This window comes from Streptomyces pacificus, assembly GCF_011766325.1.
Lineage (GTDB): Bacteria > Actinomycetota > Actinomycetes > Streptomycetales > Streptomycetaceae > Streptomyces > Streptomyces pacificus.
The window spans coordinates 106,705-120,785 of record NZ_BLLG01000001.1; the positions used below are offsets into that span (position 1 = coordinate 106,705).

General features: G+C 71.8%; 11 protein-coding genes. 6 read left to right on the forward strand and 5 right to left on the reverse strand.

What is annotated here, in order from left to right; translation table 11 throughout:
* Positions 1–31: 31 nt before the first annotated feature.
* Positions 32–814 carry an RDD family protein gene (locus SCWH03_RS00430; protein ID WP_173260440.1) on the forward strand — a complete coding sequence of 261 codons (783 nt, stop codon included), beginning with the start codon at positions 32–34 and terminating at the stop codon, positions 812–814.
* Here SCWH03_RS00430 and SCWH03_RS00435 read toward each other — a convergent pair.
* Positions 800–1,108, reverse strand: coding sequence for a hypothetical protein (locus SCWH03_RS00435; RefSeq protein WP_173260442.1), 309 nt, complete (start codon positions 1,106–1,108; stop codon positions 800–802). The genes SCWH03_RS00430 and SCWH03_RS00435 overlap by 15 nt on opposite strands.
* Positions 1,109–1,732: 624 nt before the next feature.
* On the opposite strand from SCWH03_RS00435, the gene SCWH03_RS00440 reads away from it, so the two are divergent.
* Positions 1,733–4,165, forward strand: a complete 2,433-nt coding sequence (locus SCWH03_RS00440) for an immune inhibitor A domain-containing protein (RefSeq protein WP_173260450.1) — start codon at positions 1,733–1,735, stop codon at positions 4,163–4,165.
* Between the two features lie 317 nt (positions 4,166–4,482).
* Positions 4,483–4,797: a hypothetical protein gene (locus SCWH03_RS00445; protein ID WP_173260453.1), complete on the forward strand. Its 315-nt coding sequence runs from the start codon at positions 4,483–4,485 to the stop codon at positions 4,795–4,797.
* Positions 4,798–5,051: 254 nt separating this feature from the next.
* Here the strand turns inward: SCWH03_RS00445 and SCWH03_RS00450 are convergent, their stop codons facing one another.
* Complete coding sequence (locus SCWH03_RS00450; RefSeq protein ID WP_173260456.1) at positions 5,052–5,636, reverse strand: isochorismatase family protein; 585 nt, start codon at positions 5,634–5,636, stop codon at positions 5,052–5,054.
* Positions 5,637–6,010: 374 nt separating this feature from the next.
* Positions 6,011–7,342: a nicotinate phosphoribosyltransferase gene (locus SCWH03_RS00455; RefSeq protein WP_173260458.1), complete on the reverse strand. Its 1,332-nt coding sequence runs from the start codon at positions 7,340–7,342 to the stop codon at positions 6,011–6,013.
* Between the two features lie 91 nt (positions 7,343–7,433).
* Here SCWH03_RS00455 and clpS point away from each other — a divergent pair, with 91 nt between their 5' ends.
* The 3 genes from clpS (at position 7,434) to SCWH03_RS00470 (ending at position 10,392) form a co-directional block, all read left to right on the forward strand.
* On the forward strand, positions 7,434–7,745 hold the full coding sequence (gene clpS, locus SCWH03_RS00460) for an ATP-dependent Clp protease adapter ClpS (protein ID WP_173260460.1): 312 nt from the start codon (positions 7,434–7,436) through the stop codon (positions 7,743–7,745).
* Positions 7,745–8,353, forward strand: a complete 609-nt coding sequence (locus SCWH03_RS00465; RefSeq protein WP_173260462.1) for a DUF2017 domain-containing protein — start codon at positions 7,745–7,747, stop codon at positions 8,351–8,353. Before clpS ends, SCWH03_RS00465 begins: the two co-directional genes overlap by 1 nt.
* Positions 8,354–8,952: 599 nt before the next feature.
* Positions 8,953–10,392, forward strand: coding sequence for an amino acid permease (locus SCWH03_RS00470; RefSeq protein WP_173260464.1), 1,440 nt, complete (start codon positions 8,953–8,955; stop codon positions 10,390–10,392).
* Between the two features lie 452 nt (positions 10,393–10,844).
* On the opposite strand, the gene SCWH03_RS00475 is transcribed toward SCWH03_RS00470, so the two are convergent.
* On the reverse strand, positions 10,845–11,540 hold the full coding sequence (locus SCWH03_RS00475) for an LmeA family phospholipid-binding protein (protein ID WP_254076470.1): 696 nt from the start codon (positions 11,538–11,540) through the stop codon (positions 10,845–10,847).
* Positions 11,537–14,059: an MMPL family transporter gene (locus SCWH03_RS00480; RefSeq protein ID WP_173260466.1), complete on the reverse strand. Its 2,523-nt coding sequence runs from the start codon at positions 14,057–14,059 to the stop codon at positions 11,537–11,539. The genes SCWH03_RS00475 and SCWH03_RS00480 overlap by 4 nt, the downstream gene beginning before the upstream one ends.
* Between the last annotated feature and the right edge of the window lie 22 nt (positions 14,060–14,081).

A 14,081-nucleotide genomic window follows, 5' to 3' on the forward strand; every position in this document is an offset into this window, starting at 1 on the left:
GGGGCCCGGTGCGGCGGGGTGCACTGCCCCCATGAGCAACGACCCGCCGCCCGAGGACGACCCGTTCCGCAAGAGGCCCCAGGAGCCGCAGCAGGGGCCCCAAGAGCCGCAGGGGCCCACGCCCCCCGGGGAGCCGCCGCCGGGCGAGGGCCCCCGCGGCGCGCCCCCTCCCGGTGGCGGCGGCCCCTACGGCACCCCGCCCCCCGGCGGAGGACCGCACGGTTCCCCGCCGCCCGGTGCTTCCCCGCCGCCCGGGGCCGGCTCGCCCTACGGCACCCCGCCTCCGCCGTACGATTCGCACGCGTACGGCGGCGACCCCTATGGCGGCGGTGATCCGCTGCACGGAATGCCCCCGATGGCCGACTCCGCCAAGCGCATCCTCGCGCGTGTCGTCGACTGGCTGATCGTCGGCATCCCGCTGCTGTTCATCGGCATCCCGTTCGGGATCTACCGCGGGGTCGCGGCGGGCGGGGGATTCGGCGACTGGGTGGCCGACGGCGGCACCGGCGGGTGGGTGTTCCAGATCATCGCGATCGTCGCGTTCGTCGGCTACGAGACCCTGATGGTGCGCAGGTCGGGCCAGACGCTGGGCAAGAAGCTCATGAAGATGCGGGTGGCGATGCTCAACGACGGGAGCACGCCCGACACCGGATCGTCCCTGACCCGTGCCGTGGTGCTCTGGCTGCCGCAGCTCATCTGCTGCCCGTGCCTGTGGCCGCTGCTTCTGCTGGTCTTCATCCTGGTGGACAAGCCGTTCAAGCAGGGCCTGCACGACAAGGCCGCCAAGACGGTGGTGGTGTCAACGGCGCCCTGAGTGCTGCCCGGCTCCGTGCCGGTCCGCCCCGCGGGCGGCGGGCACCCGGGCGGGTTCGGGGCGGGAGTGGTCGTCGAAGGCGGCCGCACGGTTTCGATCGGCCGTGCGTGCCGCCTTCGCCCTGCCGGGTGCCGGTACGGTCACGGCGACCAGCAGGCCGAGCGCGAGTGCGGCGACCCCGACGACGGCCACACCGGGCGCCGTCGTCGTGCGGAAGAGCAGAAGCATGGCGACGGTCGAGACCACGACGGTGGCCGAACCGTAGGCGAGCTGTGCGGCGGTCGGACGCGGCATGACGGATTCCGTCCCTCGAGAGCATCGATGTCGGTGGTGTGTCGCGACGGGTCGCCCTGTCCTGCGGCCCTGGGGCGGGTGGCGAAAGCCCCTCCTGGCCCGCGACGCCCGGCAGGCACCTCCCCTCGGCCCTTCGGGCACGGGTGGTGTCCCCGTGCCGCGTCGTCGGACTCATCCGAGTACGTCCGGCACCAGGATGACCCTCCGCCTCGCGATCGCGCGCACCGGATCCGCCCTGTGGGCGAAACGGAGCCGCTCTCGCGGACACGCCCTAGGGGGGTGGATGCCCGAGAGGACCCGGCGGTAAGCGTGACCCGACCCACGGTGCCGGTGCACCGGGGGCGCATCGAGTCACATGTCCCGGGAATCGGCCGGAAGCATGCACCTGTTGACCGGTCGGTCGCGCCGTGAGCGGCCCACCGCGGTGGGCCTGGTGGCGGCGGGCCGTCGTCCGCTATCCGGAAACGGCCTACTGCATAGTGCAGTTGGTCTGTTCAAGTCAAGGTCTGTTTTTTCTCCTTCAACTCCGGTCGAATGCTGTCACTTGTGACGCGTTGCCGCGAGCGGTCCACCCCACATTCCCGGGACCGCGGTACTCCGGCGCGCGGGGGAGGACACCTTCACGTGACAGGCAAGCAAAGGGCGCTCAGAGCGTCCGCGGTGCTCGTGGCCCTGGCCACGACAGGGGCAACGGCCGCGGCGTTCACGACGGCCCAGGCCGACAGCAGGCCCTCCGGGGCACCCGTGGTCGAGCGCCACGACCCGGCACCCGGCTCCGATCACCACAAGGCCCACCAGGGCCATGTGGACCACGACCTCGAGGGCCCGTTCAGCAAACAGCAGGAGGAGCAGCGCCAGGCGGCACTGGAGCAGGTCATATCCGGGGACGCGACCGTGCAGAAGCGCGGCGCGTCCAAGGTGGTGAAGCTCGACGACAAGAAGTACGTCGAGCTCGGCCGGGAGAAGACCGACAAGATCTTCACGATCCTGCTGGAGTTCGGCGACCAGGTCGACGACACCACGATGTACGACCCGGACGGCGACGGCCCCAAGCCGCCCGTCAAGAAGTACGGCGGCACCCCCGGTCCGCTGCACAACGAGATCGCGCAGCCGGACCGCTCGGTGGACAACTCGACCGCCTGGCAGCAGGACTTCGACCGCGAGCACTTCCAGGACCTGTACTTCGGCGAGGGCAAGGACGAGAAGGGGAACCCCAAGCACTCGCTGAAGACCTACTACGAGCGCACGTCCTCCGGCCGGTACTCGGTCGAGGGAACCGTCTCGGACTGGGTCAAGGTCGACTGGAACGAGGCCCGCTACGGCTCCAACTACTGCGGCCAGTCCAACTGCAGCAACGTCTGGGACGCGGTCCGTGACGGCGTCACCGCCTGGACGGCCGACCAGAAGGCCAAGGGCCGCACCGACGCCCAGATCAAGGCCGACCTGGCGCAGTACGACCAGTGGGACCGCTATGACTTCGACGCCGACGGCGACTTCAACGAGGCCGACGGCTACATCGACCACTTCCAGATCGTCCACGCGGGCGAGGACGAGTCGGCCGGCGGCGGCGCGGAGGGCCCGAACGCCCTGTGGGCGCACCGCTGGTACGCCTACGGCACCGACGCCGGCCGGACCGGCCCGGCGGACAACAAGGCCGGCGGCACCCAGATCGGCGACACCGGCATCTGGGTCGGCGACTACACCATGCAGCCCGAGAACGGCGGCCTCGGCGTCTTCGCCCACGAGTACGGCCACGACCTCGGTCTGCCCGACCTGTACGACACCTCCGGCGGCGGCGAGAACTCGACCGGCTTCTGGTCCCTGATGTCCTCCGGTTCCTGGCTCGGCACCGGCGAGGACTCGATCGGCGACATGCCCGGCGACATGACCGCCTGGGACAAGTTGCAGCTCGGCTGGCTCAACTACACCAAGGCCAAGGCGGCGACGGAGTCCAGGCACAAGCTGGGCGTGGCGGAGTACAACACCAAGGACCCGCAGGCCCTGGTCGTCGAGTTGCCGAAGAAGAAGGTCACCACCAGCGTCGTCAAGCCCGCCGAGGGCTCGATGCAGTGGTGGAGCGACATGGGTGACGACCTCAAGAACACCCTGACCCGCTCGGTCGACCTCACCGGCACGTCCACGGCATCGCTGGAGCTCACCGGCTGGTGGGACATCGAGGCCGACTACGACTACCTCTACACCGAGGTCTCGACGGACGGCGGCGCCGAGTGGACCGCGGTGGACGGTACCGCCGACGGCGCTCCGATCGCCCGTGACGCCTCCGACAAGCCGACGCTGACCGGCCCGTCGGACACGTACAAGAAGCTCGTGTACCCGCTCGACGCGTACGCCGGCGAGAAGGTCGACATCCGCTTCCGCTACCAGACGGACGGCGGTGTGGCGGGCAAGGGCTTCGCCGCGGACGGCATCGTGGTCACCGCGGACGGCGCCCCGCTCTTCAGCGACGACGCCGAGACCGAGGTGCCCGGCTGGACCGCCAAGGGCTTCTCCCGTATCGGCGAGTCCTTCACGGACGAGTACGAGCAGTACTACATCGCCGAGAACCGCCAGTACGTCTCGTACGACCAGACCCTCGAGGTCGGACCGTACAACTTCGGCTTCGCGGCGCCGAAGGACGGCTGGGTCGAACACTTCCCGTACCAGAACGGTCTGCTGATCTGGCTGTGGGACACCTCGCAGAATGACAACAACACCAGCCAGCACCCCGGCAAGGGCCTGATCCTTCCGGTCGACGCCAACCCCGAGGCCCTCACATGGGCCGACGGCACGCTGATGCGCAACCGCATCCAGTCGTTCGACTCGACCTTCAGCAGGTTCCGCTCGGACGCCCTCACGCTGCACAAGGCGGGCGTGCCCGCGAGTATCGCGGCACACAAGGGCAACCCGGTCTTCGACGACCGCAAGGGTGTCTACTGGTTCGAGGAGAACCCGACCGCCGGTGTCCGGGTCCCGGACACCAACACCCGGATCTCGATCGTGAAGGAGCCCAAGAAGGGGCAGACGATCACGGTCAAGGTCGGTCCTTCGGTCAGGTAGTACGGAGCACCGCACCGGGAGCGGGGTGTCCGCGCGTTCGTCGCGCGGGCACCCCGCTTCGCCGTCGCCGGACGTCTTCCCCGTCGCCGCGGGGTGCCCTTGCGGCAAGGCGTCCCCTTGTTGACACCGGCACGAAGCGGTGGGGGGCGAGATACCGCGCGAGGGTGCCGGAAGAGGGGATATCTCAGTGATCTCTAGAGAAAGTCGCAGGTCAGAGCGTGAAATACAGGTGCCGTCTAGCGGGCGTCGACCGATCGTGTTTAGGTGCGTCTGATGAGGTTCTTATTGACAGCGAGCTCGCGGGGGAGTGATGCGGTGTGCCCGGCGGAGGTTTCTGCAAGCTGCCAGGAGGCAGCGTCGTGGTCGCGATAGGCCTGCCCGACCCGGCAGGCGGCGGCCGCACGGTGCGGGTGCTGGTGCATGCGGCCAACCGTGCGCGCGCCCTCACCCGGCTGCGGAATCTGGGACTGCGGGCGGTGTATCTGCGCGGTAACGCGGAGCCACCGACACCGGACGAGATCACGGCGGTGCTGCACCATCCGGACGGTCTGCTCTGGCGCACCCAGGAGCCGCGCACCCAGGAACTCTGGCACCCCATCCGCGCCCTGCTGCGCCCGACGGGCGGGGGGTAGCGCCCGCGACCCGCGCGCCTGGGGCCCGCGGTGATGTGCTGCCCCCGGGGGGAGGCGTACCGGACCCGCAGCCCGCGCGCCGGGGACCTCACCGGCTCAGGGCCGTGATGCCGGGGCCGCCCCCTGCCGGCAGTGGGCGGCCCCCGGTGGTGGGCCCGGGAGCCGCGGGCCCCGGGCGGCTGCTCGGGCGGCGGAGCCGCGTGCGCAACACGCCCCGGGGAAGCCGCCCGCGGCGGCGTGCGGCTTCCGCGCGGTCAGACCAACGGCTTGCCGGACAGCTCCACCCCGGCCTGCCGCATCTCCTCCAAGGCCCGCTCGACCGTCTCCTCCGAGACCCCGGCGGTCAGGTCGAGGAGCACATGGGTGCGAAAACCCTCGCGGACGGAGTCCAGCGCGGTGGCCCGCACACAGTGGTCGGTGGCGATGCCCACGACATCGACCTCGGTCACATCGCGGGACCGCAGCCACTCCGCCAGGGGCGTGCCGTTCTCGTCGGTGCCCTCGAAGCCGCTGTACGCGGCGGCGTGGGCGCCCTTGTCGAAGACCGCATCGACGGAGCCGGAGGCGACCGCGGGCGCGAAGTTCGGGTGGAAGCCCACGCCCTCGGTCCCGGCGACGCAGTGAGCAGGCCACGAGTCCACGTAGTCCGGCTGCGCCGAGAAGTGGTCCCCAGGGTCGATGTGGTGGTCGCGGGTGGCCGCCACATGGCTGTATCCGGGCTGGGCCTGGCCGATGTAGTCGGTGATGGCGGCGGCGACGTCCGCGCCCCCGGCCACCGCGAGGCTGCCCCCCTCGCAGAAGTCGTTCTGCACGTCGACGACGATGAGTGCGCGGTGCATGGCGGGTGTCCTTCGGGTGGGTGCGGCGGGCGGGGCGACGGGCTGGTGGTGGTGACGGGCTCGTGGTGACGGGCTGGTGGTGGTGACGGGCAGGTGAACGACGGGCTCGTGGTGACGGGCCCCGGTCGGGGCGGGTACGGGCCGGCTGGTGGCGGTGCCGGCCGGCAGGCGGCGGTGCTGAAGGGTAGGTGACGGTGCTGAACGGAGAGGAAGGGTAGGTGACGGTGCTGAACGGAGAGGGCGGTGGTAGGCGGGTGCGGGAGGGACGGGCGGCGACGTTCCGAGGGTAGAGACTTCGACCGCCCGGCGGGAGGGGGCCTTCACCTGCTGCCCGCGGTGGCGTCGTGCCCCGGCTCCCCTGGTGTTCGGCGGGCTCACCCGAGGTACTCCGTGGGGATCACCGGTTCACCGCGGGACAGCTGGGCCGCGGAGACCGGCAGCGCGCCGCGCGCCGCGACATGCCGCTCGCGCGCCGTGTCGAGCGACTCGCGGGCGACGACCTCGCCTCCCTTGACCAGCTCGGCCAGCAGCTGCCGGCCCACCAGCGGCTCCGGAACCGGGCCGGTTCCGAGCACCTCGGCCTCGGCGACGCCGTGCTCGTCCCGCCGGCGGGCCGCCCACTTGCGCCCGCCGACGGACAGCTTGCCGCCCGCCGACTTCTTCGCCACCGGTACCAGCGGGGCACCCGGATCGGCGGATGCGGCGCGGGCGACCAGCTTGTACACCATGGAGCAGGTGGGATGGCCGCTGCCGGTGACCAGCTGCGTACCCACACCGTAGGCGTCCACGGGCGCGGCGGCCAGGGAGGCGATCGCGTACTCGTCCAGATCGGAGGTCACGACGATCTTCGTGTCGCGGGCGCCGAGTTCGTCGAGCTGCCGGCGCACCCGGTGGGCCACCATCAGCAGGTCCCCCGAGTCGATGCGCACGGCCCCGAGGCCGGTGCCGGCGATCTCCACCGCCGCCGCCACCGCCGCGGTGACGTCGTAGGTGTCGACGAGCAGGGTCGTCCCGCGCCCGAGCGAGTCGACCTGGGCGCGGAAGGCGTCCCGCTCGGTGTCGTGCAGAAGGGTGAACGCGTGTGCGCTGGTGCCCACCGTGGGGATGCCGTAGCGGAAGCCCGCGGCGAGGTCGGACGTGGAATGGAAGCCCCCGACGTACGCCGCGCGTGCGGCGGCCACGGCGGCGAGCTCGTGCGTGCGCCGGGCGCCCATCTCGATGAGCCGGCGGTCACCGGCGGCGGCCGCCATCCGGGAGGCGGCTGCCGCGATCGCGCAGTCGTGGTTGAGCACCGAGAGGATCACGGTCTCCAGCAGCACGCACTCCGCGAAGGAGCCCTCCACGCGCATGACCGGCGAGCCGGGGAAGTAGACCTCGCCCTCCGGGTAGCCGTGGATGTCACCGCTGAAGCGGTAGTCGGCCAGCCACTGGAGCGTCGCCTCGTCGACGATGCCCCGGTCCCGCAGGAAGCCGAGCAGATCCCCGTCGAAGCGGAAGTTCTCCACGGCGTCCAGGACGCGCCCGGTGCCGGCGACCACGCCGTAGCGGCGGCCCTCGGGCAGCCGCCGGGTGAAGACCTCGAAGACCGAGCGGCGGTCCGCGGTGCCCGCCTTCAGAGCCGCCTGCAGCATCGTGAACTCGTACTGGTCGGTGAAGAGCGCGGTCGACGGCACGGAGACCGGCAGACCCAGATCCGCAGTGTTCATATGTGCGATGCTAGCGCGCATCTCGTCAGAGTGACGAGATGTCGCCGGATCGGCCGGGGCGTTTGTGCGACCGGGTCCCCCGGGTGGCAGCATGGGTGGAGTGACTGTGCCCCTAGAGATCGAGCAGACCCAGTCGGCCGAGGAGACCTTCGCCGTTCCCGAACCCGATGTCCCCTGGGTGACGATCGTCCACAACGATCCGGTCAATCTGATGAGCTATGTCACGTACGTTTTCCAGGCGTACTTCGGCTACTCCAAGGACAAGGCCCACAAGCTGATGCTCGACGTCCACCACAAGGGACGCGCTGTCGTCTCCAGCGGATCCCGCGAGGAGATGGAACGCGACGTGCAGGCGATGCACGGCTACGGACTGTGGGCGACCCTCTCCCAGGAACGTCAGTGATGGCAGGACAGTTCGAAGCACTGCCCGGTGGCGGCGCGGCCGTCGCGCTCGACGAGGTCGAGATCTCCATCCTCCGCTCGCTCGCCGTCCAGCTGCTGGAGCTGATCGGTCCCGGTGACGAGCCCGCCGAGGGTGCGGACCCGCTCGCCGCGCTCTTCGCCGAGGGTCCGAGCGAGCCGCCGTCCGACCCCGCGCTCGCACGGCTCTTCCCCGACGCCTACGCGAGGCCCGGGGCGGAGCGCGGTGCGAAAAAGACCGAGGAGGAGGAACTCAGGGCGCTCTCGGCCGAGTTCCGGCGGTTCACGGAGAACGAGCTGCGCGCCCGCAAGCGCGACGACGTCCTCGCGGTCGTCCGCAGCCTCGACGCCCTCACCGTGACCGGTGAGGGCGGGGCCGTCCTGAAGCTCACCGCCGAGGACTCGCTGCACTGGCTCGGCGCGCTCAACGACCTGCGGCTGACGATCGGCACCCGGCTCCAGGTCACGGACGACGACGAGACCGGAGACCTCTACCGGCTCCCGGACTCCGATCCGCGCAAGCCGATGGTCATGGCGTACCTCTGGCTCGGGGCGCTCCAGGAGACCCTGGTCGAGACGCTGACCGCGTAGCCGCCCCGGCCCGAGGCGGGGGTGCGGCCTGCTTTCCTCGAGCTCCCGGAGGGCGGGAGGCCCCTCGTAGGGCCCGTGCGGCCCGTGCGGCCCGTGCGGCCCGTGCGGCCCGTGCGGACCACACGGACGGCGCTCCGTCGCGGTGCACGACGGCAGCGCGCGGTGGCTCGGCCGGCGGCGCGGTGCTGCGCAGTGCGGCACTGCGTGGGGCGGCGCAGCGGTGGCGTGCGGTGCGGCACTGTCCGACGGCGAGCGCGACGGGCGTCGCCGGGGTGCCGTGCTGGCGCGCCCTTGCGCGCGCCGTTGTTCCTTCAGTGAACGGTCAAATCAGGATCAAGATCGCATTACCTATTGAACCTCTTTTGTTACGTGCTGAGCGAGTTGTCCGCTTTTTTCTATGTGGTGCCTCACATCAGGCCGGATCGAACGTGTTTCCCGTCGTGATACATGTTCACGACCTGCCGGGGCGCCACCCATGTCCCCGGAGGCGCTCGGACCGGCAGGCCGCCGGTGGCACTCCATGGCTGTCCCGGGGATCAGGACCGGGCCGCGGCCGTGTCGCAACGGCGCGGAACGGTATGGAGAAAGGCGCATCAACCATGACCTCCTTGCAGGTCGGCAAGCACGACAGCGAGGCCGGGGGCACTTCGCAGGAGGGCTACGAGCGCGGGCTCGGCAGCCGCCAGGTACAGATGATCGCCATCGGCGGCGCCATCGGGGTGGGCCTCTTCATGGGGGCGGGGGCGAACATCGCCAAGGCCGGACCCGGCATCATCCTGATGTACGCCCTCGCGGGTGTGGTCATCTTCTTCATCATGCGGGCACTGGGCGAACTACTGCTCTACCGGCCCGTCTCGGGCTCCTTCGCGGAGTACGCCCGCGAGTTCCTGGGCCCGTTCTTCGGGTTCGCCACCGGCTGGACGTACTGGCTGATGTGGGTCGTCACCGGGATGGCGGAACTCACCGCCGCCTCCATCTACATGCACTTCTGGTTCCCCACGATCCCGCAGTGGGTCAGCGCCCTGGCGTTCCTGCTGGTGCTCTTCGGCGTCAACCTGATCTCCGTGAAGATCTTCGGCGAGGTCGAGTTCTGGTTCTCGATGGTCAAGGTCACCGCGATCATCGGGATGATCGTGATCGGCCTGGGGGTGCTCACCCTCGGGTTCTCCCACGCCGGTGACACCGCCTCGGCCTCCAACCTCTGGGCGCACGGCGGGATCTTCCCGAACGGCATCGGTTCGAGCCTGATGACCCTGCAGGGCGTCATGTTCGCCTATCTCGCCGTCGAACTCGTCGGCGTCACCGCCGGCGAGTCCGAGAACCCCGAGAAGACGCTCCCCAAGGCCATCAACACGCTGCCCTGGCGCATCATCATCTTCTACGTGGGCGCCCTCACGGTGATCCTCTCCGTCGTGAAGTGGACCGAGTTCTCCGCGGGCGAGAGCCCGTTCGTCCACGCCTTCGAAAGGATCGGCATCCCGCTCGCCGCCGGCATCGTCAACTTCGTGGTCCTGACCGCCGCGCTGTCCTCCTGCAACTCGGGCATGTACTCCACCGGCCGCATGCTGCGCGACCTGGCGTCCAACGGCGAGGCACCGCGGGCCTTCGGACGCCTCAACGCCCGCAGGACCCCGGCCGTGGGCATCACCGTCTCGGTGGCTCTCATGGGCGTCGGCGTGGTCCTGAACTACGTCGTTCCGGAGAAGGCGTTCGGCTACGTCGTCTCCGTGGCCACGGCCGCGGGTATCTGGACGTGGATGATGATCCTCGTCAGCCATATCCGCTACCGCCGCGCCGTCGACGCCGGCCGGCTGCCCGCCAGCTCCTTCCCCGCCCCCGGCGGCGCCAGGCTCAGCTGGGTGGCCCTGGCGTTCCTGGTCGCCGTCACCGGCATGATCGCCTACGACCGGGACACCCGGGTATCGCTGCTGGTGGGCGCGGTCTGGGGCATCGGTCTGGCCGTCGGCTGGGCGGTCCTCAAGAAGCGCGATCCGCGGCTCGGCCGGAACAGCGCCCGCCATTCGGACGGGGTGGGATAGCGGGGCACCGCTCCCGCCTTCCCCGCCGGTCAGAGGCGCGCGGCCGGGTGCCGCCCGCCCGCCGGGCCCGATGGCGGCCGGGCGAGGTGACTGTGGGGCCCCGCTCAGGTGACCGAGACGGCCGGGGCGGGCCGGTACCGGTGGCACGGGCGGTGTGGGCTGGTTCCGCTGGCCCGGCTGGCCCGGCTGGCCCGGCTGGTGCAGGCCGGTGGCCGGTGGTACCGACGGCGCGGCCGGAGCCGGCGCGTACGGGGTGCGGGCCGATGCGGGTGGTACGCGTGGTGCAAGCCGGTTCCGGTGGCCCGGCTGGTGCCGGGCCGGTGCCGGTACCGGTGGTACCGACGGCGCGGACCGCCACGGCGGTACGGCCGGGGCGGAGCGGGGCCGGGCATCGGCCCGGCCCCGCCCCGGGAACGCCGGCCGGCAGCCGGCCGGCCGCTCCCGGCACCGGCTCATGTGAGCCGGATGTCATCCCCCCGGGCGTGCAGCGTCACCCCCGCGTCGTCGACCGAGACACGGGTCGGGGTGAGGCCCGCGGGCAGCTCCGGTACCTCGACCTTCCGGTCGGCGAAGGCCGCCGAGATCCGGGGGCCGGAGGGGTCGACCGGCCGCCCCGCGAACGAGGCCGCGACCGGCACCAGGGAGATCGTCCGCCCGGTCAGCCGCGGTTCGGCCACGACGGTCAGCGGGAGGCCCAGGATCTCGGCCTCGACGCGCAGCCGGCCGGCTCCGTCCGCCGAGAGCGTGGCGTCCGGCCCGAGCCCCTCCCCCAGGGAGTCGAACGGTGCCGTGAAGACGGCGTCGGCGGACGCGGCCTCGTACCCGCCGTCCCGCTCGGCGACATCGCGCAGTTCCACCGTGGCCCGTACCGACCTGCCCTCCTCGGTCGTCGCGTCCGCCTGCACCTCAACCGTCGGAAACGCTCCACGGGCCGCGTTCAGCAGGAAGGGGAAGCCGCCGATGGTCACCTGCGGAGTGCCGGACAGCGTGTGCTGCCGTGCGGCGATCCGCTCCGCGATCCGCTGCTCGGCGAGGGCCGCGCAGACACGGTCGGCGACCGGTAGCCCGACGAGCAGCAGGGCCGTCACCAGGGACAGGGACACCCACAGCCATCGCCGGCGACGGCCACCCGCGGGGCGCCGCATCATGACGCGCTCCCGGCGCCGGCCAGGGGCGCCGTCTCACCCGAGGGTGGGGGCGGCGCGGATTCGCCGTGGCCGTCGTCCTCGATCGCCAGCCTCGGCAGCAGTCTGTCCAGCGGGCCAGGAAGCCACCAGTTGGCCCGGCCGAGCAGGACCATGGTGGACGGTACGAGCACGCCGCGCACCACGGTGGCGTCCAGTGCGACCGCCGTGGCCAGGCCGATACCGGCCATCTTCACCACGGGGTCGTCGGACAGCAGATAGCCGAGGAAGACGCTCACCATGATCAGTGCCGCGCTGGTGATGATCCGGCCCGTCGCGGAGAGCCCGGCGATCACCGAGCCCCGGTTGTCCCCGCCGCGCAGATACGCGGCGCGCACGGCGCTCAGCAGGAACACCTCGTAGTCCATCGCCAGCCCGAACAGGACGGCGAACATCAGCAGCGGCACATACCCGGGGATCGGCACCGGCCCTTCGAGCCCGATCAGCGCCGCGCCCCACCCCCACTGGAAGACGGCGGTGAGCACCCCGTAGGAAGCACCGACCGAGACCAGGTTCATCAGCGCCGCCTTCACCGCGACCACCGGGGAGCGGAAGGCCACCAGCAGGAGCAGTGCGGCGACGGTCAGCACGAAGCCGATGACCAGCGGCATCCGCTCGGTGAGCCGTTCGTTCAGGTCGGTCTGCGCCGCCGTGACCCCGCCCACATGGGACACCACGCCGGTGCCCTCGGTGGCCCCGGGGAGGGTCTCCTGCCGCAGCCGGTTGACCAGCGCCTCCGTGGCCGGGTCCGAGGGAGCGGTGGTGGGGGTGACCTGCCAGCGCACATGGGTGCCGCTCGCGTCCAACTGCGCGGGCCCGACGGAGGCGACCCCGGTCGCCGCGCGCAGTGCGTCGGTCACGGCCGCGACCCGGGTGTCGTCCGGGCCCGAGGCTGCCGCGGGCAGCGTGGACACGACCTGGAGCGGACCGTTGGCGCCGGGCCCGAACGCGTCGGCCAGCCGGTCGTACGCGGTACGGCTCGCCGTGCCGAGCGCCTTGTCGCCCGCGTCGAACTGACCGAAGGTCAACTGGGCCGCCGGGGCTGCGAGTACGCCGGTCAGCGCGAGCCCGGCCAGCAGGCAGCGCCACGGCCGGGAGGCGACGAACGCGGCGATCCGGCCCCAGCCGGCCGGAGCGGCCTCCTGCCCTCGGTCCGGCTCCCGCTGTCCCCCCTGGTCGCCGGTGGCCGCAGGTCCACCCGGCTCGGCCCTGTCGTGCCGTGCGGCGGCCGGCTCTCCCGGCTTGCCGTGGCGGCTCGGTATGCCCTGCCCCTGCCGTGCACCCCCGTCGGCCTGCTCGGCCTGCTCGGTCTGCCCGGTCTGTTCGGCCAGTTCTGCCCGTTCGGTCCCTTCAGCGTGTTCTGCCCGTTCGGTCCGTCCGGCGCGTGCAGCCTGCTTGCACGGTTCGGTCTCTCCGGTCCGTGCGGTCTGCTCGCTCCGGCCGCTCCGCCTGCCCCGTTCCCGTCGTGCGCCCCGCGCCCTTGGTGCGAGCCGCGGTCCGAGCAGTGCCAGCACGGCGGGCAGCAGCGTGAGTGTGGCCGCCATGGCCAGCACCACCGCGATTCCCGGGGCCAGTGCCAGCGCCTGCAGCAGGGGAAGTCCGCCCAGCGCGAGCCCGGCGAGGGCGGCGACGACGGCACTGCCCGCGAACACGACCGCCTTTCCGGAGCTCGCGGTGGTGCGTGCGGCCGCGTCCTCGACCCCCACCCCGGCCGCCAGCAGCTCGCGGAAGCGGCTCAGGCAGAAGAGCGTGTAGTCGATGCCGACACCGAGGCCGATCATCGCCGCGATGGTCGCCCCCGCGGACGGCATGTCCATCAGATGCCCGACCAGGCCGATCAGGCAGAGGGAAGCGCCGAGGCCGACGGCTCCCGTGAGCAGCGGCACCCCGGCCGCGACCAGGCTGCCGAAGCCGACGGCCAGGACGACGAAGGCGGCCGCGATGCCGATGAGTTCGCTGTGCCCGGTGGAGCCCTTGTCCGCAGCCGCGGCGAGTTCACCGCCGGCCGTCACCTCGATTCCCGCCCGGGTGGCGGGGGCGGCCGCGTCCGTGACCGCGCGGGTGGTCTCCGCGGTGATGTCCCGGCCGCCGACATCGAGTTCGACCGTCAGTCTGCCGGTGCGCCCGTCGGCGCTGAGGCCGCCGCCTGCCGTGTCGTAAGGGGTGGTCACGGCCACGACATGGTCGACGCGCTCGACGGCCCGGGCCGCCTCCTCGACGGCTTCGCGCTGCCCGGGCGAGGTGAGCGGCGCGGTGCCGGACGGTGCGTACAGGACCACGGGCTGCCGCCCGGAGGCCGGGTCGGCGAAGGCGGCGGCCGAGTCGCGCGCGGCCTGGCTGTCGCTGCCGGGGATGGTCACGGCCTCGCTCGTGACCATCCCGAAGGCCCCGACGGCGGAGGCCAGGGCGGCGAGCAGCAGCAGCCACGCGGCCGCGGTGCGTTTCGGTCTGCGGGCGCACCAGCGCCCTACGGCCAGGAGCATGCGAAAGCCGTCCTTCTCGTGC